The organism is Desulfotomaculum copahuensis, from assembly GCF_001655685.1.
GTDB lineage: Bacteria > Bacillota > Desulfotomaculia > Desulfotomaculales > Desulfovirgulaceae > Desulfotomaculum_G > Desulfotomaculum_G copahuensis.
In genome coordinates this window covers 22,842-45,673 of sequence record NZ_LYVF01000197.1, presented here as the reverse complement: position 1 = coordinate 45,673, position 22,832 = coordinate 22,842, and the positions used below count along the sequence as shown (strand labels likewise).

Annotated in this window: 20 protein-coding genes, 1 tRNA gene and 1 other annotated feature; of the genes, 16 read left to right on the top strand and 5 right to left on the bottom strand. The window is 56.1% G+C overall.

Annotated elements, in window-relative coordinates:
• Positions 1-64 precede the first annotated feature (64 nt).
• Complete coding sequence (polA, locus tag A6M21_RS16760) at positions 65-2,758, bottom strand: DNA polymerase I (protein WP_066671497.1); 2,694 nt, start codon at positions 2,756-2,758, stop codon at positions 65-67.
• A 149-nt stretch (positions 2,759-2,907) separates the two neighbouring features.
• Here polA and A6M21_RS16755 point away from each other — a divergent pair, with 149 nt between their 5' ends.
• The 3 genes from A6M21_RS16755 to A6M21_RS16745 all read left to right on the top strand — a co-directional run bounded on the left by A6M21_RS16755 (position 2,908) and on the right by A6M21_RS16745 (position 6,867).
• Positions 2,908-4,395 carry a S41 family peptidase gene (locus tag A6M21_RS16755; RefSeq protein ID WP_078060830.1) on the top strand — a complete coding sequence of 496 codons (1,488 nt, stop codon included), beginning with the start codon at positions 2,908-2,910 and terminating at the stop codon, positions 4,393-4,395.
• A gap of 77 nt (positions 4,396-4,472) precedes the next feature.
• The gene (locus A6M21_RS16750) at positions 4,473-5,990 is read left to right on the top strand and encodes a DUF7986 domain-containing protein (protein WP_066671494.1); all 1,518 of its coding nucleotides are present in this window, start codon (positions 4,473-4,475) and stop codon (positions 5,988-5,990) included.
• A gap of 265 nt (positions 5,991-6,255) precedes the next feature.
• Entirely contained in the window at positions 6,256-6,867 is a 612-nt protein-coding gene (locus tag A6M21_RS16745) for a DedA family protein (protein WP_242868903.1), read from the top strand.
• A 67-nt stretch (positions 6,868-6,934) separates the two neighbouring features.
• On the opposite strand, the gene A6M21_RS16740 is transcribed toward A6M21_RS16745, so the two are convergent.
• Complete coding sequence (locus A6M21_RS16740) at positions 6,935-7,546, bottom strand: DUF47 domain-containing protein (protein ID WP_066671490.1); 612 nt, start codon at positions 7,544-7,546, stop codon at positions 6,935-6,937.
• A gap of 243 nt (positions 7,547-7,789) precedes the next feature.
• Here A6M21_RS16740 and A6M21_RS16735 point away from each other — a divergent pair, with 243 nt between their 5' ends.
• The gene (locus A6M21_RS16735; RefSeq protein ID WP_066671669.1) at positions 7,790-8,755 is read left to right on the top strand and encodes an inorganic phosphate transporter; all 966 of its coding nucleotides are present in this window, start codon (positions 7,790-7,792) and stop codon (positions 8,753-8,755) included.
• A gap of 224 nt (positions 8,756-8,979) precedes the next feature.
• Entirely contained in the window at positions 8,980-10,053 is a 1,074-nt protein-coding gene (locus A6M21_RS16730) for a D-alanyl-D-alanine carboxypeptidase family protein (protein WP_242868902.1), read from the top strand.
• A 72-nt stretch (positions 10,054-10,125) separates the two neighbouring features.
• Here A6M21_RS16730 and A6M21_RS16725 read toward each other — a convergent pair whose 3' ends face one another.
• Positions 10,126-11,826: a peptidoglycan D,D-transpeptidase FtsI family protein gene (locus A6M21_RS16725; RefSeq protein WP_066671487.1), complete on the bottom strand. Its 1,701-nt coding sequence runs from the start codon at positions 11,824-11,826 to the stop codon at positions 10,126-10,128.
• 191 nt (positions 11,827-12,017) lie between these two features.
• Here A6M21_RS16725 and A6M21_RS16720 point away from each other — a divergent pair.
• Positions 12,018-12,092: transfer RNA gene (locus A6M21_RS16720), tRNA-Val, on the top strand.
• A gap of 184 nt (positions 12,093-12,276) precedes the next feature.
• On the opposite strand, the gene A6M21_RS16715 is transcribed toward A6M21_RS16720, so the two are convergent.
• Positions 12,277-12,774, bottom strand: coding sequence for a CBS domain-containing protein (locus A6M21_RS16715; RefSeq protein WP_066671484.1), 498 nt, complete (start codon positions 12,772-12,774; stop codon positions 12,277-12,279).
• 465 nt (positions 12,775-13,239) lie between these two features.
• Here A6M21_RS16715 and A6M21_RS16710 point away from each other — a divergent pair, with 465 nt between their 5' ends.
• Positions 13,240-14,631 carry an acetyl-CoA hydrolase/transferase family protein gene (locus A6M21_RS16710; RefSeq protein ID WP_066671482.1) on the top strand — a complete coding sequence of 464 codons (1,392 nt, stop codon included), beginning with the start codon at positions 13,240-13,242 and terminating at the stop codon, positions 14,629-14,631.
• On the opposite strand, the gene A6M21_RS16705 is transcribed toward A6M21_RS16710, so the two are convergent.
• Positions 14,576-14,806, bottom strand: a complete 231-nt coding sequence (locus tag A6M21_RS16705; protein WP_066671480.1) for a DUF3006 domain-containing protein — start codon at positions 14,804-14,806, stop codon at positions 14,576-14,578. The two genes, A6M21_RS16710 and A6M21_RS16705, sit on opposite strands and share 56 nt — an antisense overlap.
• Positions 14,807-15,016: 210 nt before the next feature.
• On the opposite strand from A6M21_RS16705, the gene ytxC reads away from it, so the two are divergent.
• The 9 genes from ytxC to A6M21_RS18550 all read left to right on the top strand — a co-directional run bounded on the left by ytxC (position 15,017) and on the right by A6M21_RS18550 (position 22,714).
• Complete coding sequence (gene ytxC, locus A6M21_RS16700; protein ID WP_066671665.1) at positions 15,017-15,898, top strand: putative sporulation protein YtxC; 882 nt, start codon at positions 15,017-15,019, stop codon at positions 15,896-15,898.
• A gap of 104 nt (positions 15,899-16,002) precedes the next feature.
• Positions 16,003-16,241 (top strand) — a binding site (T-box leader).
• Between the two features lie 49 nt (positions 16,242-16,290).
• Positions 16,291-18,198, top strand: coding sequence for a threonine--tRNA ligase (gene thrS, locus A6M21_RS16690; RefSeq protein ID WP_066671474.1), 1,908 nt, complete (start codon positions 16,291-16,293; stop codon positions 18,196-18,198).
• A gap of 195 nt (positions 18,199-18,393) precedes the next feature.
• Positions 18,394-18,942 (top strand): translation initiation factor IF-3, encoded by a 549-nt coding sequence (gene infC, locus A6M21_RS16685; RefSeq protein ID WP_078060828.1) that lies wholly within the window; start codon positions 18,394-18,396, stop codon positions 18,940-18,942.
• 22 nt (positions 18,943-18,964) lie between these two features.
• Entirely contained in the window at positions 18,965-19,159 is a 195-nt protein-coding gene (rpmI, locus tag A6M21_RS16680; protein WP_066671471.1) for a 50S ribosomal protein L35, read from the top strand.
• 36 nt (positions 19,160-19,195) lie between these two features.
• The gene (rplT, locus tag A6M21_RS16675) at positions 19,196-19,555 is read left to right on the top strand and encodes a 50S ribosomal protein L20 (RefSeq protein ID WP_066671470.1); all 360 of its coding nucleotides are present in this window, start codon (positions 19,196-19,198) and stop codon (positions 19,553-19,555) included.
• A gap of 145 nt (positions 19,556-19,700) precedes the next feature.
• Positions 19,701-21,062: a TrkH family potassium uptake protein gene (locus A6M21_RS16670; protein WP_242868905.1), complete on the top strand. Its 1,362-nt coding sequence runs from the start codon at positions 19,701-19,703 to the stop codon at positions 21,060-21,062.
• Between the two features lie 9 nt (positions 21,063-21,071).
• Positions 21,072-21,716 (top strand): potassium channel family protein, encoded by a 645-nt coding sequence (locus A6M21_RS16665; protein ID WP_066671467.1) that lies wholly within the window; start codon positions 21,072-21,074, stop codon positions 21,714-21,716.
• A 7-nt stretch (positions 21,717-21,723) separates the two neighbouring features.
• Positions 21,724-22,542 carry a TrmH family RNA methyltransferase gene (locus A6M21_RS16660; protein ID WP_345788115.1) on the top strand — a complete coding sequence of 273 codons (819 nt, stop codon included), beginning with the start codon at positions 21,724-21,726 and terminating at the stop codon, positions 22,540-22,542.
• A gap of 79 nt (positions 22,543-22,621) precedes the next feature.
• Complete coding sequence (locus A6M21_RS18550) at positions 22,622-22,714, top strand: YqzL family protein (protein ID WP_151191995.1); 93 nt, start codon at positions 22,622-22,624, stop codon at positions 22,712-22,714.
• Positions 22,715-22,832: the final 118 nt, after the last annotated feature.

Genomic DNA, 22,832 nt, shown 5'->3' with positions numbered 1-22,832 from the left:
CGTGAGTCGATTTTAATATGAAAAACGTTCTCTTAAAGGTTGTGAGCGTAATGGTCATAAGGTTCTAAATTTTTTTCACTTCATACCAGTTCGGCCCCAGTTTCATATCCACCACCAGGGGCACGTCCAGCTTGATCGCGTTTTCCATGCCGTCTTTGACCAGCGCCTTCATTTCTTCCACTTCTTCTTCCGGCACGTCAAAAATCAGCTCGTCGTGCACCTGTAGAATCATTTTTGCTTTGAGCCCGCTCTTTTTTATTTCCCGGTCGATGCGCACCATGGCCAGTTTGATGATGTCCGCCGCGCTGCCCTGGATGGGCGTGTTCATGGCCGTACGTTCGCCGAAGCTGCGCACCGTGCGGTTGTGACTGAACAGATCGGGCAGGTAGCGCCGGCGGTTTAAAATAGTGGTCACATAGCCCTTTTCCCGTGCCTCCTGAACGGTGCGGTCGATATAGGCCTTTACTCCGGAGTAGCGGGCAAAGTAGTTGTCGATATACTGCCTGGCCTCCTGACGGGAAACATTGATATCCCGGGCCAGGCCGAAGTCGCTGATCCCGTAGACAATACCGAAGTTGACCGCCTTGGCCCGGCCGCGCAGATCCGCCGTCACTTCGGCCATGGTTACGCCGAAAACCTCCGCGGCCGTGCGGGTGTGAATGTCCTGCCCCTGGCGGAAGGCCTCCAGCAGATTGACATCCCCGGCCATATGCGCCAGTACCCGCAGTTCGATCTGGGAATAATCGGCGCTTAAAATCAGGTTGCCCGGCCGGCGGGGTATGAATACCTGCCGGATTCTGCGTCCTTCCTCCATGCGGATGGGAATGTTCTGCAAATTGGGCTCCGCGCTGCTCAAACGGCCGGTGGCTGTCACCGTCTGGTGGAAAGTGGTGTGCAGGCGGCCGGTCTGCGCGTCGATCAAGGCGGCCATGCCGTCCACATAAGTGGACTTCAACTTGACCAGTTGCCGGTATTCCAGGATCCGGGCCACCACCGGGTGGGCCGGGGCCAGTTCCTCCAGTACGGCGGCATCGGTGGAGTAGCCCGTTTTGGTTTTCCTGACCACGGGCAATTGCAGTTTTTCAAATAGAATATGCCCCAGTTGCCGGGTGGAGTTGATGTTGAACTCCTCGCCGGCCAGTTGGTGGATTTCGGCGGCCAGGCCGTCAATCCTGTCCGCCAGTTCCCGGGACATGGCAGACAGCCGTTCCCTGTCCACGGCCACCCCGTTCATTTCCATCCCGGCCAGAATGCCCACCAGGGGCAGTTCCACCTCGAAATACAGGCGTTCCATTCCGGCCTGGCGTATTTTTTCACTCAGCAAATCCACTAGGCGCAGGATGACATCGGCCCGGGCGGCCAATGCCGCTTCCCCCCGGGCGGGGAGAACCAGGTTCAAATGCTCCAGGGCCAGATCCGGCAGGTCCAGGTTGGGCGAGGCCGGGTTGAGCAGGTAGGCCGCCACCATGGTGTCAAAGGCCGTATTGTTCAGGGTCAAGTCGTGGCGGGTCAGCAGCCAGAAGGCGTTTTTGGCCCCGTGGAACAGTTTGGCCACTGTTTCGTCCCGGCAAATCGCAGCCAGCGCCTGCAGGGCGGCCACGGGCAGGGTGTGCTCGCCGGGGGGGAGAAAAAATACCTGGATGTCCGGTTCGACAGGCTCCGTGGAGCCTGCGGAGGCGGCTGTTTTTACAGCCAGTGCCGCCGCGGCGATACCTTCCCGGCGGTCGCCGGAGAGAGCCAGTGCCGCCCGCCCGGCCCGGCGGCAAATTTCCACCAGGGCGGACAATTCATCTGCGTTGCGGACGTACCGCCATGTCACCCGGTATGTTTCAAGTTCGGTACCCGGTTGATCCGTTGCTTGATTATTTTGTCCGTTTCCGCCGGCTTCCGGCATCCTTTCCCGGAGCACACGGATCAGGGATTTAAATTCGAGTCTGCTGAACAGGGCCAGCAACCGGATATTATCCGGTTCGCACCGGCGGCACTCCTCCAGGTTGAGATTAAAAGGGGCGGCGCGCCTGATGGTGGCCAGTTTTTTAGAGAGCAGCGCCTGATCGGCGTAAGCGCGGATTTTTTCCTGCTGACGGGCGGGCAAATCATCCATCCGGGCGATTAATTGTTCCACACTGCCGAATTCTTTGAGCATCCCGGCCGCCGTTTTCGGTCCGATGCCGGGCACGCCGGGGATGTTGTCCGATTTGTCCCCCACCAGGCCCTTGTAGTCGGCGAACTGGGCCGGTGTAACGCCGAAGCGTTCCCACACCCGCCCCTCGTCGTATTCTTCCAGTTCGGTGATTCCCTTGCGGGTGAGCAGGACTTTTGTCAACGGAGATACCAGTTGCAAGGCGTCCTGGTCACCAGTGACAATAATACTTTCCAGACGCGCCTCCCCGGCCCGCGTGACCAGGGCGCCGATCAGATCGTCCGCTTCATAGCCGTCGTATTCCAGGATGGTGATGCGCATGGCCTGCAGCACTTCTTTAATCAACGGAAACTGGGGGCGCAGTTCATCCGGGGTGGCCGCCCGGTTGGCCTTGTAATCCCGGTATTCCGCATGGCGGAAAGTGAGCCTGCTTTTGTCGAAGCATACCGCCGCCAGTTCCGGTTGCAGCAGGTCCAGTACTTTGAACAGCATGTTGGTAAAGCCGAAAACCGCGTTGGTCACCAGCCCCTGGCTGGTGGAAAGCAGGGGAATGGCATGAAAGGCCCGGTGGGCCAGACTGTTGCCGTCGATCACCAGGAGTCGCAAAATCAGCACCTGCCTTTTCTAGATTATTTCACCGCCGCAGGGTAAAATACCTTCCCCGGAAGGGGTGATATTCCACCGGACGGGCAGGAGATCCGCGGCGCCGGGGCGAATTACAACTTATGGATGGACCACCAATTTTCATATTGAGGTGATCGTGCTTGTATAAAAGGCTGGCCGCCCCTGTTTTAGCACTCTTGCTTTTATTCTTTTTCCCGCTGACCGCCTGTGCGGCCGGTAACGGCATTATCGCCGGAATCAACCGGGTGGACGAAGTAATGGAGTATATCTACGCCCATCATATCAACGCCCCCGGCGCGGAGCAACTGACCGACGGGGCCATTCGGGGCATGATTGATTCCCTGGGGGATCCTTATACCGAGTATTTCACCCCGGCACAACTGGAGCAGTTTACCGGCGCCCTGGACGGCGAATATGCCGGGGTCGGTTTGGAGCTGGCCGGCCGGCCGCCCTACTCGCAGGTGACCGCTGTTACGGACGGCTCACCGGCTGAACGGGCCGGGGTCGAAAAGGGCGACCTGATCACCGCAGTAAACGGTCAGAGTACCGAAAATATGCCCCTGCCGGAGGTGGTGGACAAGGTCCGCGGACCGGCCGGGAGCAAGGTTACACTCACCCTGCGGCGGGCCGGCCGGGCCGATTTCAGTTTGACCATGGAACGGCAGACGCTGTCCACGCCCACTATTCAGTGGCAAATTATTCATGGCCGGATCGGATATATTAATGTGCATACCTTCGGTTCCCAAACGGCTGCCGAATTCGGCGCCGCTTTACGGGAACTTAAGGACAAGGGGGCCACCGGACTGGTGCTTGATTTGCGCAACGATCCGGGCGGCTATCTGCAGGCGGCGGTGGATGTGGCCGGTTATTTCTTGCCGGCCGGTGCCACGGTGGTCACCACCGTGGACCGGGATGGTCAAAAGGAAATCTACCGCGCCAACGGCGATGCGCTTGCCCGGGGAATGCCCGTGGCGGTGCTGGTCAACGGTATGAGCGCCAGTTCGGCCGAAGTACTGGCCGGAGCGTTGCAGGATTACGGGGCGGCCACACTGGTGGGGGAGCGCACCTACGGCAAGGGTGTGGTGCAGGCCGTGATCCCGCTGGAGACAGGCGGCGCGTTGAAAATCACCATCGCCCGCTATTTCACCCCCCGGGGGCGTTCCATTGACGGTACCGGTTTAACCCCCGATCAGGAGGTTACAACACCCCAATTGCAGTTGTTTGCCGCCTGCCGGAAATTGCAACCGGATACGCCCTGGAGCATAGTATTTAACCATAACGGAGTGCAAATCAACGGGGAAAAAACAGAGGGCGACTTTGCCCCGCTTTTCCGCGCCGGCAATGCCTACCTGCCCCTGCGCTTTACTTTGGAGGCGCTGGGTTACCGGGTATCGTGGGAAGGGAACGGCGGGGCCATTCTGGTCGCCGGACCGGCGGGCAGACTTGTCCTGTCCCCGGGAAATAGCGGCGCACTGCTCAACAACCGGCCGGTGACCGTGCAACAACCGGTGCTTGAAGCGCCGGACAAGGGCATGACATACGTTTCAACCGTTCTGTTGCAAAAAATGGGTGTGGTCCTGTCGGTTCAAGAGCAAGAAATTATCATCCGGGGAGCAGGAATAAAGTGAACCGGTGTGGAATTGTTGAATAACCGGCCATTACCGCTGAAGTTTCAGCCGGAACAACCGGTAAGGGGGTGTACCAGATGAAAAAGGTTGGCCAAAAGGACCGCCTTTGTCCTTGTGGCAGCGGCAAGCTTTACAGCCAGTGCTGCGGTGCACCGGCGCAGGTAATCTGCCTGGATCAATACCGATGGCGCCGGACCGGCCGGCAATTGCGCCGCAAGCTGGGTGAATTTGCCGACCAGCCTTCTTTTGCCGGGGAGGCGGCACGCGCGCAGCAAATATACCTGGACTGCCTGGACCCGGAACTGGTGGACCGCGACGATGACTTTACCATGGAGCGCTGCTTCGAGTGGTTTATTTTTGATTACAAGATCGCCGGCGGCGCTACATTAATTGAAACCTTCCGGCGGGAGCCCGGTTTGACGGATAAAGAAATTGTGCTGCTGGATGAGTGGTCCCGGGCGCGGGTTTCCCTTTATGAAGTGATGCGCGTGTTGCCGGAAAAAGGTGTATTAATCAAGGATTTGTTCAATAAAAGCAGGTTGACCGTTTTTGATGTGAATGCGGCCAGGGAGATTCAGCCGGGATCCGTTTTATTGATGCGCGTGCTCAGGGTGGGTGACGAATTCGAATTCTCCACCAACGGGCTGGCCCTGCCTGCATTTTGCAAGGAAGTATTAATGAGCCGGGTGAAAAGGGATCTGCAGGCCTTTTGCCGGCGGCGGCGCATGAGCAGCCGGGAAGGGCTGAATATTTACCTGCATGAGCGTTCTCACATGCTCAACGCCATGGTGGTGGAACTGGGTCTTGATTATACCATGCCCCACCTGGTGGAAGGCGAGTTGGCCGGCGAAGAGGATGGACGGACAGACGGCGCCGGTCCGGTGATGGATAAACTGTCGGCACAGATTGCCCAGCGTATTACCGACGCCTTTCTGGATGAGTATTACGACAAATGGATTGATCGTCCGTTGCCCGCCCTGGGCGGCAGGACCCCCCGGCAGGCCTGCGGCACGGCGGAAGGCGGCGCCCGGGTGGAGGAACTGCTGCGGGAATTGGAACGGGTGGAAGCCATCCGGGAAAAGAAGGGCGAGCCGCACTACGACGTGCAAAAGGTGCGGCGGAAACTGGGCCTGTCCGGCGGGGAAACGGCCGGACAGGCCGGTGAGCCGGAAGCGGACGCCGTCAACACGGAAGACCTTCACTGGACGGATAAAAAGCATACCGAAGTGGCCCGCCGGGTGGTGGAAGATCTGAACCGGCGGGGCTACAACAGCCGCCAGGTAACCGGCGCCATTCGCCTCTGGCATGATTATTGCGACCAGGCACGGCCGTCCCTGCGCAAGTCCGATGTCTGGACGGCGACGGTGGTCTATGCCATGGCCCGGCTGGAATCAGATCACAATATCAGCCAGCAGGCTCTGGCCGCTCAATACAAGGTGGCTGCTTCCAGCGTTTCAACCAACTTTCGCGCCATCTGCCGGGAGCTTGACCTGGTGGCTTTTGACCGGCGTTATTCCACCCGGAAATCCCCGCTGGCCGGATTGAAGGAAGCCGACCCGGTATTGGCCCAGATTCTGGAAAATCTAAAATTATAACGTTGCTTCCGTCTTTTTAAGGGGCGGCGATCAGCCGCCCCTTAAAGAGTGCCCTTTGCACGGCACGGTAACATTAAAGTCGCTTTTCCGTTGTAATATAAAGGTAACTGCTTGCCTATTGCTGCTGTTTGTGGTATCGTGGGGGGACTTTGACGTAATCTTGCTTTGCACAAAGGTAGAAAAACCGCGCCGGCCTGTTTTCGCCGGACGGCGGCGCACTGCCTTAAAGCCGGCTGAATATGTTCACGGCACTTCATTCCGGAGGGTGGAAAAATTGGTTTCACACTTGCTGAACGTTCTTGTCACCAATACCATTGCCTTTATCTCCGCTCTGGGCTACTGGGGCATCGCCATCGGCATGGCTGTTGAAAGCGCCAACGTGCCCCTGCCCAGCGAGGTGATCCTGCCCTTTGGCGGTTATCTGGTTTCCACCGGACGGCTCACCTATCTGGGAGTGGTTATTGCCGGCACCCTCGGCGGGACGGCCGGTTCGATTGTTTCATACGCCATCGGATGGTGGGGCGGCAGGCCCTTGATCTTGCGCTATGGACGCTATATCGGCATTTCACACAAGCATTTTCAGACGGCGGAAAAGTGGTTTCTGCGTTACGGTGAGGCCACCGTATTTTTTACGCGGCTGATGCCCGTAGTGCGTACATTTATCTCCCTGCCGGCGGGTATTTCGGGCATGAATTTTTTCCGCTTCGTGCTTTATACCATCCTCGGTTCGCTGCCCTGGAGCTTTTTGCTGGTCTATCTCGGAGTCAAACTGGGCCAGCACTGGGAGAATTTGAAACCCTGGTTCCACCGCTTGGACGTGGTGGTAATAGCATTCCTGGCGTTGCTGATCATCTACTTATGGCGGCGGAAAAAATAAAGCAGGAGCTTTCGTAACGGATTATAAGCCGGCACCCCCGGCAGCCGGCTTTATCAACACCCCCGGTTCAGCTGCGCATCACGATTCCTTCCAGCACATCAGCCACGTCCTCGCAAGCATCCAGAATGGATTCCAGGATTTCATAAACCTCCTTGAGCTGTATGATTTTAATGGCATCCTTGTTTTGGGTGAAAAGAATTTTTATGCTTTCCCGGTACAGTTGATCAGCTTCGTTCTCCAGATCATTAATCCGGAAAGTGTGTTTTTGTATGTTGGGCAGCTTTTTTTTCACCAGAAACTGAATGGCCGCCCCGATTTCATCAATGCAGTTTTCCGCTAGACGGGCGAAAAGCTGCATGTAGGCATCCGTTTCACGGATGCCGTATAAATCAAGACGGTCAGCGGAGGCCTCCATCCCGTCCAGGACGTCATCCAGCTTTACGGTTAGCTGCATTATGTCCTCCCGTTCCAGGGGGGTGACGAAAGTTTTGTTCAGCGCCTTGAATATGGCGTGGGTGTACTGATCTCCCCGGTCTTCAAGCAGCTTGATATTTTCGGCATAGCTTTCCGTGTTTTGCAGGTCCCGGATGTCTTCCCGGAGAAGCCGCGCCGCTTTTTTCAGATTTTCCACGATCAGCTGGAAGTGCTCAAAAAATATATCTTCCTTCCGCTCGAACATATTCTCTCTTCTTTCATTAAATTTTCATTTTATACCAGGCGACATAGATATTATAACGGTCTGCTCCCTTAATCGGCAACCGGACCGGTGAAAAATTTAACTTTTTTCGACCGGATTTAATATTTTTAACAGTTTCTTAACAATTAAACCGGCAAACCATGATAATATACCAGATGGAACTAAAGAAAAGGGGAATTTGCCTTGCCGGAATCCGGTCTTTCCGTCATCATTGCGGTAATTATCATGGCTTTGGCCTTTGATTTCATCAATGGCTTTCATGATACGGCCAATGCCATAGCCACTTCCATTTCCACCAAGGCCTTGCCTCCCCGTATTGCCATAGTACTGGCTTCCTTCATGAATTTGGCCGGGGCGTTGACATTTACCGGAGTGGCACAAACCATCGGAGGTAAAATTGCCAACCCGGTGAAGCTGGAAAACGGCATGATCATAGTAATGGCCGCGCTTATTGCAGCCATTTTGTGGAATTTAATTACCTGGTACATGGGTATTCCCAGCAGTTCTTCCCACGCCCTGATCGGTTCATTAACCGGCGCGGTCATTACCGCCGCCGGTCTGCGCGCTGTCAATTTTACCGGCTTTCTAAGCATCCTGGAAGGACTTGTTCTTTCTCCGTTGGCTGCATTTGCAACGGGGTTGCTGGTTATGTTACTGATCCGCCTGGTGTTCCGTAATGCCGCCCCGCACAAATTAAACCGGCGCTTCCGGTTGCTCCAGGTTTTTACCGCCGCCTTTCAAGCTTTTTCTCATGGAACCAACGACGCCCAAAAGACCATGGGTATTATCACTTTCGCCCTGGTGGCGGGCGGTTTTCAAAGCACTTTGCATGTTCCCCTGTGGGTCAAGCTGTTGGCCGCGCTGTCCATGGGCCTGGGTACATCCGTAGGGGGTTGGAAAATCATCCGGACGGTGGGAACACGCATTATCAAGCTGGATCCGGGCAGCGGCGTTTCCGCCGATATGGCTTCGGCCATGGTTATCCTGGGCTTTACCCTGTTGAAACTTCCCGTCAGCACCACTCACGTTATTTCCTCATCCATCATGGGCGTGGGCACGGCCAGGCGGTTTTCAGCGGTAAGATGGGGCACCGCGCAAACCATCGTCACAGCCTGGCTGCTCACCCTGCCGGTATCCGCCCTGCTGGCCGGACTTTCCTACCTGTTTTTGTCGTTGTGCAGCCGTATTTAACATGCTATTTCTCCGGCATCTGAAAATCTTTCCTTTCATAAACCCCCTTGTCAACGAGACAAGCTAAGGGAGGGAAAGGAAGTGGCTTTTAGATGCACGGTTACTGCTTTATTACTTCATGCCGTCCGGGCCGTTTTAAAGTGTTTTTTAGCCGCAAAACGGTTATAACACTGTTTTTAATAATTTTTGTGCTGACCGGCGCGCCCCCGGCGGTGCAGGCCGAATTGCCGGCAATCACCGCCGATGCCGCCGTACTTATGGACGCCGGCACCGGACGGGTTTACTTCGCTAAAAAACCGTACAAGCGCCGCGCTCCGGCCAGCCTGACCAAGATCATGACCGCCGTGGTGGCCCTGGAGTACGGGCGGCTTGACGCCGTGGCCAATGTCAGCCGCAACGCCGCCTATACGGAAACCGGGTCGATCATTGATCTGCGTGCCGGGGAAAAGATTACCCTGGAAAATCTGCTCCAAGCGGCGCTGATCATGTCCGCCAATGACAGCACCGTGGCCATAGCCGAACTGGTGGGCGGCATGGAGAGCCGGTTTATTCAAATGATGAACGCCAAGGCGCTCCTGTTGGGCGCACTGCATACCCGCTTCGCCAATACCAACGGCTATTCGGATCCGGGGCATTACTCCACGGCACGGGATCTGGCCCTGATCACCCGCTATGCATTGCAAAACCCCGTTTTCAACCGTCTGGTCGGTACCCGTGAAGCCACAGTTTGTTTTTACGGTTCCAAACGCCGGGAAAAGATAGCCAACACCAACCGGTTGCTGCGTAACAACAGCTACCCCGGTATAGACGGAGTGAAAACAGGTTCCACTCCCCTGGCCGGCAATTGTTTGATTGCTTCGGCCACCAGGGACGGGCGCCGGCTTATCGCCGTGGTGCTGCACAGCGCCGACCGTTACCGGGATGCGGTTGCACTGCTGGAATACGGTTTTACCGGGGTGAAGCCGGTGACCCTGTGCCGGCGGGGCGAACCGCTGGCCAGCCAAAAAGTGCATGATGGATTGGAAGCGCAGGTTCCACTTGTCTGCGACCGGACCGTCACGGTGGATCTGGCCGCAGAGCAAACAGGCATGATCAGCAGGGAAATCAAACTCGGTCCGGTGCCTGAAGCGCCGGTAAGGACCGGTCAAAAGACGGGAGAAGTCGTTTTCCGTCTGGCCGGGGAGGAACTGGTCCGGGTGGAACTGGTGGCGCAAAAAGATGTGCCGCGCCGGACATGGCTTAACCGGGTTAAGAAAAGAATGTTCAGCCGGGTGACACAAGCTGTGCTATTACATTAATGACTTGCATTGCATCCGGTTGGCATCCAGCCGGACATCCTATTCCGGCTCGGTTGGGCAAATGATCCGGTGTTATTTTGACGCCATCAAACTGTTGATGATTTCCTGGAAAACCGGCGCCGCCGAAGCGCCGCCACTTACACCGTCCCCCCGGGCCAGCACCACTACCACGTAACGGGGATGGTCCACCGGGGCATAGCCGCAAAACCAGGCATTCAACTTGCCCCGGCCGTCCACCTGGGCGGTGCCTGTTTTACCGGCGCTACCGTAACCGGATACGTAGCCCGCCTGGCCGGTACCCCGGGTGGTGACCAGATAAAGCAGTCGGCGCATCTCTTCCGCGGTGGCCGGCGGTATCGCCCGTTTGCCGGGTGCCGCCGGAAAAGTCTTGACCACCCGTCCGCCGGACGAACGGATTTCCTTCACCAGGCGGGGCTGGATATATACCCCGTTGTTGACAATCACATTGAGCATGGCTGCGATCTGCACCGGCGTCTCCAGCACCGGTCCCTGGCCGATGCTGCTGTTCACCAGGGCATGGGGAGCGGCGATCAGCTGTAAATTTTGCCGGTTGTCCCGGGGCACCGGATAACCGGTGATTTGCTGGTTGTCCATGCCGAAAAGCCGGGCGTATTTAATCAACTTTGCCGCGCCCAGTTTCAGCCCCACCTGGGCAAAAGTGGGATCGCACGATTCGGCGAAACCGCGGGCAAAGGTAATGGTGCCGTGTCCGGGGGCATACCAGCAGTGCACCAGTGGATCCTTGTCGCCGAGACAAGTAAAGGTGCTTTGGGGTGTAACCGCTCCCTCGGCCAGTGCCGCGGCGGCGACTACAATTTTAAACACCGAGCCGGGCTGGAAAAGAGTGGTGCACTGATCCAGAAATGCTCCCTGGGGCGAACTGGCCAGATAATGGGGCAGTTTGTCCGGCTGCGGATCAAAGGACGGGCGGCTGGCCATGGCCAGAATATCCCCGGTATGGGGATCCATGACCACCACCGCCCCCTTGTCAATTTTTTTATCCATGATTGCTTCCACTTTGCGCTGAATACCGGCGTCAATGGTGGTGACCACGTCGTCGCGCCCGGGATCCGGTTCCCGGCTGTTCACGTGCACCCCCGGCAGCGGCCGGCCGGCGGCATCTATGAATACGCGTGCCGCAGCCAGGGGGCGGGTGGCTTTGAGTTCAGGCTCATAGTACTTTTCCAGTCCGGCCTTGCCCACCCAGTCGCCCAGACGGTATTCCTTGGAGCTGTTTTGATTCAGGGCGGCCAGTTCACTGCCGGAGTCGATGTGTCCCAGGTAACCGGTCACCTGGTTCGCCAGCGGGTGTGCGCCATAGCGAAAACTGACCGGCAGCACCAGAACGCCCGGCCAGTTTTGTTTGCGGATGGCAGCAGACTGTGCCGGGGTGAGGGTGAAGGGCAGGTAGCAGGGATCCCCGGTCAGAAAAGGGGTCAGCGATACCGGATCAACGTTTAGAATGCCGGCCAGTTTGACCGCCACAGCTTCCCGTCCGGGGATCAGCCCGGGGAAAACCACCACCCGGTTGGCTTTCGTTTCACCGGTCAGTGATTGCAGGTGCCGGTCCAGGATTTGTCCCCGCGGGTAGTCCTCCAGGTCCACGGACATGGTTTCTTGTTCCAGTGCTTTAAAGGCGTAGTGATCCCCGCGTACTAATTGTATTACCGCCAGGTGCGCCACCATCAAAAGAAAGCAAAAAAACAGGATGTAAAACAATCCGGCCATGCGCCGGGAACGCAAAATTCCCATCATATTTCCGCCTTAGCTTTTTCGTTATAGCATAGCCGGAAAAATGGCGGGATATACTATTATGCTGGAGCCGCCCCCGGTGGATTCAGTGGGTGATGTCGATATGCCCTGCGCACACGCTTGCGTGCAGCTAAACACCCTTGACATTTTGACTTAAATCAGTGATAATATATTTACGTTGCAGGTAATGTGGGCGGGTAGTTCAGTGGGAGAACGTCTGCTTGACACGCAGAAGGTCGGAAGTTCAATTCTTCTCCCGCCCACCAGTAAAATCAAGGGTTTCAGGGTTTGACCGGTTGGCCGAAGGGGCAGCTCTACAGCAATTTTACAGCAATCAGAAACACCGGGGTCACCACCCCGGTGTTGTAACATGGTGACACGTGGTGACATTGGGGACAGTTCTAATGTGAAAAAACATCGGAACTGTCCCCTTATCTATTTACTAGTAGCTCACGCCCACTGCTTGATTTCCCCATTGCCCAGGATCTCACCGATAATTTCAAAGAAGTCGATCGAACGCACGATGCCCACCACTTTGCCCCGGTCCAGCACGGGCAGGATGTTGACCTGGCTTCTAAGCAGCGTATGGATGGCCTGGGTGACGGTATCGTTGGCTTTGACATAAGGCTTGACCACCGGCCGCATTACTTCCCGTACCGGCATGTTCAGCCCGCTTTTGATGATCGGCCCGGCGAAAAGGCTGGCCCATGACGGTCCGATGGACTGCACTTCAATCGCCTTGAGGATGGTCCGGATGGTCAGAATGCCCACCAGATCCTCCCGGTCGTCCAGCACCAGCACCGAGCGGTGGCCGGTGACCACACCCCAGTTGTCCCGGGTGAAAGATTCACGCAGCACATGGATGGCGGTGGCCAGCGTATCGTTGGCGTGTACCGTGGCGTAGCCGCTTACCGGCACCATGATCTCCTTGACCAGCTTTTCTGCCATATCCCTTTCCCGCCCGGGACGGTACTTATGCACTTATCATGACGCCCGGCCGGGATTCCCCCCTTTACTAAGGAATTTTCTCCTTTTATGTTATGGGAATATTCCTGCTCATTCAATCTTTTTCCGGTCAATGACGTTTTCCGGCGGTTCATACCGCCGCCAGGCAAGTCCGGCGTTTCACAATGCCCCGGCCGGAAAGGATGGCTTTCTTTTATTGCAAACCGGTGTAAACAGTAATACATGTCAACAGTATGTGTATACCGGGTAGACATGGGGAGGCCGGTTGAGCAGCCCTTACCGCGCTTCGGCAATCTTTGCTATTGGCCGCAAACCATGAAAATTCAAACAAAATGAATTGTTTGGCATTTTCCCGCGGCCAGGTATGCCTGTTGCATAACATAAAACCCGGGTAAACAGTCAAATAAAATTTAATCAAAATCAGAACGGGTTAATGGGGGGTAACCAATGAATTACCGGGAAGAGTACAGGAGGAAACTGGTCAGCGCGGACGAGGCGGTAAAGGTGGTCAAACCGGGTGACTGGGTGGATTATGGTCAGTTCGGCGGTCAGGTGGTGGATCTAGATGCAGCCCTGGCCCGCCGCAAGAATGAGTTGCATGATGTGCGTATCCGTGCGGTAACCCGGGTGGTGGGGGCGCCGAAAGTAGTGCAGGTGGATCCGGAACAAAGGCATTTTATTTATAATAACTGGCATTTTAGCGGCGGGGACCGCAAGTTGTGTGATCAGGGGCTGTGTTATTATATTCCCATCCTTTACCGGGAAGTGCCTACTTATTACCGGGAAAATATGGATGTCGACGTTTGCATGTTGACGGTAACCCCGATGGATGAGCACGGTTGCTTTAATTTCGGGTTCAACAACTCGGCTACCCTGGCTGCCATTGAACGGGCCAGGGTGGTCATTGTCGAGGTTAATGAAAATATGCCCCGCTGCCTGGGCGGCAATCAGGAATTTGTGCATATTTCCGATGTGGATTACATCGTGGAAAGCAGCAATTGGCCGGTTCCCGAACTGCCGCAACCGGAAATCAATGCTTGTGACGCCAGGATCGCCAAAATTATCGTGCAATCCATTGAGGACGGTTCCTGTATCCAGTTGGGCATCGGCAGTCTGCCCAATGCGGTCGGTAAACTGATTGCCTGTTCGGATTTGAAAGACCTGGGCGTTCATACCGAGATGATGGTGGACGCCATGATGGATATGTATCTGGCCGGTAAAATAACCGGAAAGCGCAAAAACATAGACAAGGGCAAAATGGTCTTCACTTTTGCCTTGGGCAGCAAGAAATTATACCGGTTCTTGAACAATAATCCCCTGTGCGCCAGCTATCCGGTGGATTATACCAATTCACCCCAAATCATTTCGCAAAACGACCGGGTGGTGGCAATCAATAATGCAGTGGAAATTGATCTGTTCGGTCAGGTTTGCTCCGAGTCCGCCGGAACACGGCAGATCAGCGGCACCGGCGGGCAGGTGGATTTCACCGAAGGGGCGTTCCTTTCCCGCGGCGGCAAGGCCTTTATCTGCATCAGTTCAACATTTGAAGACAAAAACGGGCAATTGCACTCACGCATAACGCCCACACTAAGCCCGGGCGCCATTGTGACCACTTCCCGCTCCACGGTGATGTATGTAGTCACCGAATACGGCATGGTCAACCTGAAGGGCAAATCCACCTGGGAACGGGCGGAGGCCCTCATTTCCATCGCCCATCCGGATTTCCGGGAAGAATTGATCAAAGCGGCGGAGAAAATGAAAATTTGGACACGCAGTAACCGGATTAGTACCGATTATTCAACATCGGCGCCCGAGTTGTCCTGGCGTGCAGTCGGCTGATTTTTTGCCGCTTCTCATAGTTTTTTCGCGGACCGATATTAATTGAAACTTCCAGGATGTCATTTTCCCGGGCTCCCCCCGGCAGGCAGGACAGGGGCAGAACCAGCCGGAACTGCTCCTGTCCCAGCAATACCACTGCATACTCCCCCCCCAGACGATCCAGAACCGCTTTCATAAAACCCCCCCTGTCAAATGGTCACATTATAAAGTTTTACATAAGTTAATATATTGGCTCCGGGATTTAAATTTCCTTCAATTTTCATAATCTTTTTACAGCAAAGCCAACCACTCCGGCCGGCATGTTTCCCCGTAATATGGCGGCCGGCCAAACCGTATACCGTATTCCGGGCGCACATATAATAGATGTGCGGAAGGAGTGAAGGCCGTGGCGCAAACTATTTCCATCGGTGCCGCCAGGCATCAGGATTTAATTAAAACCCGCCTGTACCGGGAGTTCGAGTTGTTAAAAAACATGGGATTGCAGGTCAAACTGGAAGAAAGCCCGGCCGGAAACCTTACCTTTTTCCGTGTGACGGGCCGGGAAGAACCCTGCCGGGTTGACGGGGGTGACAAGTTAAAACAACATATTGCCGATATTCTTTCGGATCTTATTCTGGGCCAGTGGGAAAAATTTTTGCTCCGGGATATCATCCGGGAGAACTATTACTTTTTCAATGAAGACGAACGCCGGGACATCTTTAATTATGCCACGCAATACACCGGTCATGACGGGGAAGGCAGGAGTATGGTTTACCAGTTGCACCGCCGGTGCAGGGTGCGCAAAAAGATAGATGAATTTCTGGGTCAGAACAATCAAATTGTCCTGGAAGGATTTATCCGTTTCCGGCTCAAAGAATACATGGAGGAACTGCAGGAAGCCGTCGACCGGGCGGTGGATGAATTTTTACTGGAGCGGGAATACAAGGAGTTCGTCCAGTTGCTCAAATATTTTGTCGAGATTCAGGAGCCCCGCGTGGACATGGTACATGTACTTGTTTCATCCGGCGGGGTTTTTCAACTCCTGGATGAACAAAAGCAGGTGATCAACAGTGATTACCTGGAAGGGTTCATCCTGGATGTGGTTAAAAATGAAATCAGTTATGATGATCTGTTGATCAGCGCCCTGATCACACTGGCTCCCGGGCAGATTGTTTATCATACCGGGGGTGGCGGCATGCAGGACAGCACACTGGAAACGATCAAAAGTGTATTTTCCGGCCGGGTGTGCGAATGTACCGGCTGTGAACTGTGCCGGAAGAAAAATTAATTGTCATCCCCCGTATGGATAAACTTATCCGGCCGGGGGCATTTTTATGTGCTTTGCAGCGCCGGTTGACAAATAGCCGTTTGCTCAATATAATACATTTATAATAATCAGCGATGATGGGGAAAAGTAAACCTGTCCCTCCTCAGAGAGGGGGTACCGTGGCTGAAAGTACCCCCGGCTATGTGACCGGTTGAAAACCACCCCGGAGCCGCCCGCTGAAGGCCGGTGCCACCGGTTGGTAAGCGTGCCGGACGACGGCCGTTATCCGTTAAAAAGCCGGGCCGCCGGCCTTTGTGCCGGCAGTCAAGCAGGGTGGAACCGCGGAAAAATCCCCGTCCCTGAATTCAGTCAGGGGCGGGGTTGTTTATTTTATGACAAGGGAGAGCTGTTTAATGGTTAAAGTAACATTGAAGGACGGTTCCGTGCGGGAATATCCTCCCGGCACCACTTGTGCCGCTGTGGCCGGTGAGATCAGCCCCCGTCTGGGCCGGGAGGCGCTGGTGGCCGCAGTGGACGGCCGGTTGGTGGATCTGGGTTACCCGCTGGAACATGATGCGGCCGTGCAGTTTTTTACTTTTGATGATCCGGAAGGCCGTCAGGCTTTCCGGCACAGTACCGCCCACGTTCTGGCCCAGGCGGTGAAAAAGGTTTTTCCGGAAGCCCGGCTGGCCATCGGCCCGGCCATCGCCGGCGGTTTTTACTACGATTTCGACGTGCCCCGTCCCTTCACCCCGGAACAGCTGGCAAAAATCCAGGCGGAAATGGAAAAGATCGTCAAGGAAGATCTGCCGTTCAATCGTTTCGAAGTGACCCGCCGGGAAGCGCTGGACAGGTTCGGGGCTGCCGGTGAGACCTATAAGGAAGAGTTGATCAACGATTTGCCGGAGGATGCCGTCATTTCCTGTTATCAGCAGGGCGACTTCACCGACCTTTGCGCCGGTCCCCACGTGCCTTCCACCGGGCGCTTGAAGGCCGTCAAGCTGACCGGTGTGGCCGGTGCCTACTGGCGGGGCAGTGAAAAGAACAAAATGCTGCAACGCATTTACGGCACTGCTTTTCCCAAGAAATCGCAGTTGGAGGAGCATCTCTTCCGCATTGAGGAGGCCAAGCGCCGGGACCACCGGAAGTTGGGCGCCGAACTGGACCTGTTCAGCATCCAGGAGGAAGGGCCGGGCTTTCCCTTCTTTCATCCCAAAGGCATGGTCCTGCGCAACGAGCTGGAGCAATTCTGGCGGGATGAACACCGCATGCGGGGCTACCAGGAGATCCGTACCCCGATCATTTTAAACCGTGCCCTTTGGGAAAGATCCGGACACTGGGAGCACTACCGGGAAAACATGTACTTCACCCGTATCGACGAGGCCGACTACGCCGTCAAGCCGATGAACTGCCCCGGCGGCATCCTGGTTTACCGCAGTCATCTGCACAGCTACCGGGATTTGCCCGTCCGGCTGGCCGAGCTGGGTCTGGTGCACCGGCACGAGCTTTCCGGCGTGCTGCACGGTCTGATGCGTGTACGCTGTTTCACTCAGGACGATGCCCATATTTTCATGCTGCCCGCCCAGATCCGGGAAGAAATCATCGGCGTGATCGACCTGGTGGATTATTTTTACGGAGTATTCGGCTTTAATTACAAGGTGGAGCTTTCCACCCGGCCGGAAAATTCCATGGGCTCGGACGAGATCTGGGATACGGCCACTGCCGCCCTGGAAGAAGCCTTGCAGGCCCGCGGCATGGATTATAAAGTTAACGAAGGCGATGGTGCCTTTTACGGGCCCAAGATCGACTTTCACCTGGAGGACTGTCTCGGGCGCACCTGGCAATGCGGCACCATTCAGCTGGACTTCCTGATGCCGGAGAAGTTCGACCTTACCTACGTCGGTGAGGACGGACAAAAGCACCGGCCGGTGATGATTCACCGGGTGGTTTTCGGCAGCATCGAACGGTTTATCGGCATCCTGACCGAGCATTTTGCCGGCGCCTTCCCCGTCTGGCTGGCACCGGTGCAGGTGAAGGTACTGCCCATAGCCGGCCGGCACCTGGATTACGCCCGGGAGGTGGGCCGCCGGCTGGAAGCAGGCGGCATCCGGGTGGAACTGGATGAACGCAACGAAAAAGTCAATTATAAAATCCGTGAGGCCCAGGCGCAAAAAATTCCCTACATGCTGGTCATTGGTGACCGTGAGGCCGCGTCCGGCGCCGTTTCCGTCCGCCACCGGTCCGGTGGCGACCTTGGTTCCTTTTCCGTAGACGATTTTTTGGCACGGGTGCAGGAAGAGATCCGGAGCAAGGCACTATAGGATGTCCCCGTCCCCCCTTTTCCCTTGACGCTCCGGTGGCACCGTGCTATAATGACATGGATAATCCCAGATCATTACAAGTAGAAGCCGTCCGCTTCTCACCCGGCGACGCCCTGGGCTGTCCACCGGGTCGGTACAGGTTGTTTTCTTCGAGTTGCGGCGGGACAATTATGCCCGCTTTTATTTTTTCGGGAGGTGATATATATTTCCAAGGATTTCCGGATCAATGAGGAAATTCGGGTCAGGGAAGTAAGGGTGGTGGACGACGAGGGCAACCAGATTGGCATCCTGCCCACCCGGGAGGCCCTGCGCCTGGCGGAGGAAAAACAGCTGGACCTGGTGGAAATTGCTCCCCAGGCGCGGCCGCCGGTTTGCCGGATCATGGATTTCGGCAAGTACAAATACGAACAGAGCAAGCGCGACAAGGAAGCACGCAAGAAGCAGCACATCATCAACATCAAAGAGGTCAAGCTGCGGCCGAACATCGAGGATCACGATTTTCACGTTAAGGCCAGGAACGCCGAGCGCTTTTTGAAAGACGGGGACAAGGTCAAGGCGACGATCATGTTCCGGGGCCGGGAAATCGTGCATACCCAATTGGGCCACCAGCTTCTGGTCCGTCTGGCCGAACAGGTCAAGGACATCGCCAACGTGGAAAGACAGCCCAAGCTGGAAGGTAAAAACATGATTATGATTCTGGCGCCCCGTCAGGATGCATTAAAACAGGAAGCCAAACAAGAGTAAAAGTGGAAAGGAGTGCCCTGCATTGCCCAAAATCAAGACCCACCGGGGAGCCGCCAAACGGTTCAAGAAAACGGCCACCGGTAAATTCAAAAGCAATCACGCCTATCACAGTCACATCCTGGGCAAAAAGAGCCCCAAACGCAAGCGCAACCTGCGCAAGGCGGATATGGTTAGCGCGTCCGACACCAAAAAGTTGCAGCGTATTCTCCCTTATTAAGTCCATTCGTCATAGACCTGCAAGGAGGAGATGACTATGCCACGCGCTAAAAGCAGTGTGGTTTCCCGTAAAAGGCACAAAAAAATACTCAAGCTGGCCCGGGGCTACCGGGGAGCGAAAAGCAAGCTCTTCCGGGTGGCCAACCAGCAGGTGATGCGTTCCCTGCTTTATGCCTACCGGGACCGCCGGAACAGAAAGCGTGATTTCCGCAAGTTGTGGATTGCCCGCATCAATGCGGCCGCCCGCATGAACGGCATTACTTACAGCCGGTTGATGAACGGCCTGCGTCTGGCCGGGGTGGAAGTGAACCGTAAAATCCTGGCCGATCTGGCGGTTAACGATGCCCGGGCATTCGGTCAACTGGTGGAAGTGGCCAAATCCCGGATCGGTTCTTAGAACCTGTTTTCATTGCCGGGAAAAACTAAGCATGGCTGTCGACCATGCTTTTAGTTTTTCTGGACTTTTGTTGCACGCGATATTATAATAGCGCTGAATACAATTTTATGGAAAACAGCGTATGGGGATGAGGCCGGTGCCGGTGCTGGAAAGCAATTTGAGTATACAGAACCATACCGGTAAAAAAATAAAAATCTCCCTGACTCCGGCACAAATCCTGGTGCTTGGTTTTGCCGGCGTGATCCTGGCCGGGGCATTGCTGCTCATGCTGCCCGTATCCACCATGCCCGGCCGGCAGACCGGTTTTCTCACCGCCCTGTTTACAGCAACCTCGGCGGTGTGTGTAACCGGACTGGTGGTGGTGGATACGGGCACACACTGGACGGCTTTCGGCCAGGTGGTCATTCTGGTCCTGATCCAGGTGGGCGGCTTGGGTTTTATGAGTATGGCCACACTGTTTTTTGTGTTTATGGGCCGGCGTATCGGTTTAAGGGAAAGACTGGTCATCCAGGAATCGTTAAACCAGGTGAATGTGGCCGGAGTGGTTCGCCTGGTGCGCGCCGTGCTGATTTTTACCGTCATCACGGAGGGTTTTTTCGCCCTCGTGCTGGCCGCGCGCTGGTCTTTCGATTACGGCTGGCAGCGTGGCCTGTGGCTGGGGGTGTTTCATGCCGTTTCCGCCTTTAACAATGCCGGCATTGACATTATTGGCGGTTTTCGCAGCCTGACCGGCTATGTCAACGACCCGGTAATCACCCTTTCCGTGGCCTTCCTGATTATACTCGGCGGGCTCGGTTTTGCGGTGGTGCTGGAACTGTATAATTTCCGCCGCACCCGCCGGCTTTCCGTGCATGCCCGCCTGGTGCTGCGGGTAACGGCATCGTTGCTCCTGGGCGGTACGGTTCTGTTTGCCCTGCTGGAATGGCGCAATGTTCTTGGCTCGCTGCCCTTGTACGGCAAGCTGCTGGCCTCTTTTTTCCAGGCCGTCGTTCCGCGTACGGCCGGGTTCAACAGCGTGGATATCGCCGCGCTTGGCGATGCCACCCTGTTTTTAATGATCATCCTGATGTTTATCGGCGCCTCGCCGGGATCCACCGGTGGCGGCATCAAGACCACCACTTTCGGCGTACTTGGTATTACCGTCTGGTCCATGGCCGGCGGCAGGGAGGATGTGGAACTGTTTCGCCGCCGTATTCCACCCTGGCAGGTTTACAAGGCCTTGACCGTATTTTTGCTGTCCGTCTTTCTGGTTGTCCTGGTTTCACTGTTGTTATGCATCACCGAGCGGAGCCGGTTTCTGGAAGCCCTTTTTGAAACCACCTCCGCCTTTGGCACGGTGGGACTGAGTATGGGCCTGACGCCGCACCTTTCCCCGGCCGGACGGGTTTTAATCATTTTGACCATGTTCGCCGGCCGGTTGGGGCCGCTGACCCTGGCCTATGCCCTGGCCCAGCGGCGGCGGAAAAGCGCGGTCCGTTATCCGGAAGAAAAAATCATGGTGGGGTAGTGGTTTTTAGTGAAACAGTTTGCCGTGATCGGCCTGGGCCGCTTCGGTTCCAGTGTGGCCCGCACCCTGTCCCGTATGGGCTATGATGTGCTGGCTGTGGATACCAGCGAGGACCGGGTGAACGATATTACCGACGAGGTAACCTATGCCGTGCAGGTGGACGCCATGGACGAACAGGCGTTGAAATCTCTGGGCGTGCGTAATTTTGACGTGGTGATCGTGGCTATCGGCCATGAGGTGCAGTCCAGTATTCTGGTTACGGTGATGTTGAAAGAAATGGGTGTGCCCAGGGTAGTGGCCAAGGCGCAGACCGAATTGCACGGCAAGGTGCTGCAAAAAGTGGGCGCCGACATGGTGGTATTCCCGGAACGGGATATGGGGGTGCGCCTGGCTCACGCCCTGGTTTCCCGGAACATTCTGGACCAGATCAACCTGTCTCCGGATTTTAGCATTGTCGAACTGCTCGCGCCGCCCGAATTTATCGGCAAAACTTTGCAGGAATCAGCCATGCGCCAGGAATACGGTGTTACCGTGCTGGCTGTGCGCCGCGGGCACGAGGTGATCATTTCCCCCGGAGCGAAGCAGGTGATCCAGGAAGGAGATGTGCTGGTGATCGTGGGCCGCAATGATAAATTGCGCAGTCTGAGCGGATAGCCCGGTCGTGGATCGGATTGACATGCAGGTAACAAGCCGCAACAATGAACAAATCAAATACATGCGCCGTTTGGCCGGCCGCCGGTTCCGGGAAAGGGAAGGCAAGTTCATACTGGAAGGGGTGCGCTTGCTGGAAGAAGCCCTGGCTGCCGGGTGGATGGTGGAAACGCTGGTCCATACCGCCGGGGCGGCGTCCGGTGCCGGAAGGACGCTGACAGACACCGTCCGGGAACGGGGCGGGCGGGTGCTGGAAGTGACGGATGAGCTGTTCCGGACGCTGGCGGATACTGTTTCTCCCCAGGGTGTGCTGGCTGTGGCCCGGCGGACGGCATACACACTGGACGGGTTGCTGGCCGGGCGGCCTTCTTTGCTGTTGCTGGCGGACGGCGTGCAGGACCCGGGCAATCTCGGCGCCATTATCCGCAGCGCCGACGCCGCCGGGGCGGACGGGGTGATTTTGCTGCCGGGAACGGTGGATGCTTTTGCGCCCAAAACCGTCCGGGCCACTATGGGCTCGCTTTTTCACCTGCCGGTAATCATGGACGGCGCGGATAAAGTTCTGACCGCCCTGGCCGGGGCCGGTCTGCCGGTGGTGGCCGGTGTGCCCCGGGCGCCGTCATTCATTGACCAGATTGATCTGAGCGGGCCGGTGGTGCTGGCCGTGGGCAATGAGGCCGGCGGTATTTCCCCGGCCGTACTGGCGAAAAGTGAACAGGCAAGTATTCCCATGTCCGGACGGGCCGAATCGTTGAATGTGGCCATGGCCGCATCAATCATGCTTTACGAGGCGGTGCGCCAGCGGCGTGCCTTCCCGATTTTTCAGTAAACTTCCTTGTTTTGCACCGGGGCTTGTGATATAATCAATGACGAAGGGTCCCCAAAAAATATGGAAAGGTCGTGGTTAAGTGTTTTTAACCGCCGAATTTTTTTGGAGGCTGTTCGAAGCTACCGGTTCTGTCCGCGCCTATATGCTCTACCGCAGGCTGGCATTGCACTAGGGTTTCTTTCCATTTATAATATAAAATATAACGGTGATGACGGGGAAAAGTAGACGGCCGGCCGCATCCAGGGAGAAAGGGTCATGGACTGGAAGCCCTTCTATGTCGAAAAGCTGTT

Excerpts from the sequence above, each read along its gene's own strand:
- A6M21_RS16750 (WP_066671494.1), top strand. The coding sequence starts at position 4,473 with ATGAAAAAGGTTGGCCAAAAGGACCGCCTTTGTCCTTGTGGCAGCGGC.
- A6M21_RS16740 (WP_066671490.1), bottom strand. The coding sequence starts at position 7,546 with ATGTTCGAGCGGAAGGAAGATATATTTTTTGAGCACTTCCAGCTGATC.
- A6M21_RS16735 (WP_066671669.1), top strand. The coding sequence starts at position 7,790 with ATGGCTTTGGCCTTTGATTTCATCAATGGCTTTCATGATACGGCCAAT.
- A6M21_RS16725 (WP_066671487.1), bottom strand. The coding sequence starts at position 11,826 with ATGGGAATTTTGCGTTCCCGGCGCATGGCCGGATTGTTTTACATCCTG.
- A6M21_RS16715 (WP_066671484.1), bottom strand. The coding sequence starts at position 12,774 with ATGGCAGAAAAGCTGGTCAAGGAGATCATGGTGCCGGTAAGCGGCTAC.
- A6M21_RS16710 (WP_066671482.1), top strand. The coding sequence starts at position 13,240 with ATGAATTACCGGGAAGAGTACAGGAGGAAACTGGTCAGCGCGGACGAG.
- A6M21_RS16705 (WP_066671480.1), bottom strand. The coding sequence starts at position 14,806 with ATGAAAGCGGTTCTGGATCGTCTGGGGGGGGAGTATGCAGTGGTATTG.
- thrS (WP_066671474.1), top strand. The coding sequence starts at position 16,291 with ATGGTTAAAGTAACATTGAAGGACGGTTCCGTGCGGGAATATCCTCCC.
- rplT (WP_066671470.1), top strand. The coding sequence starts at position 19,196 with ATGCCACGCGCTAAAAGCAGTGTGGTTTCCCGTAAAAGGCACAAAAAA.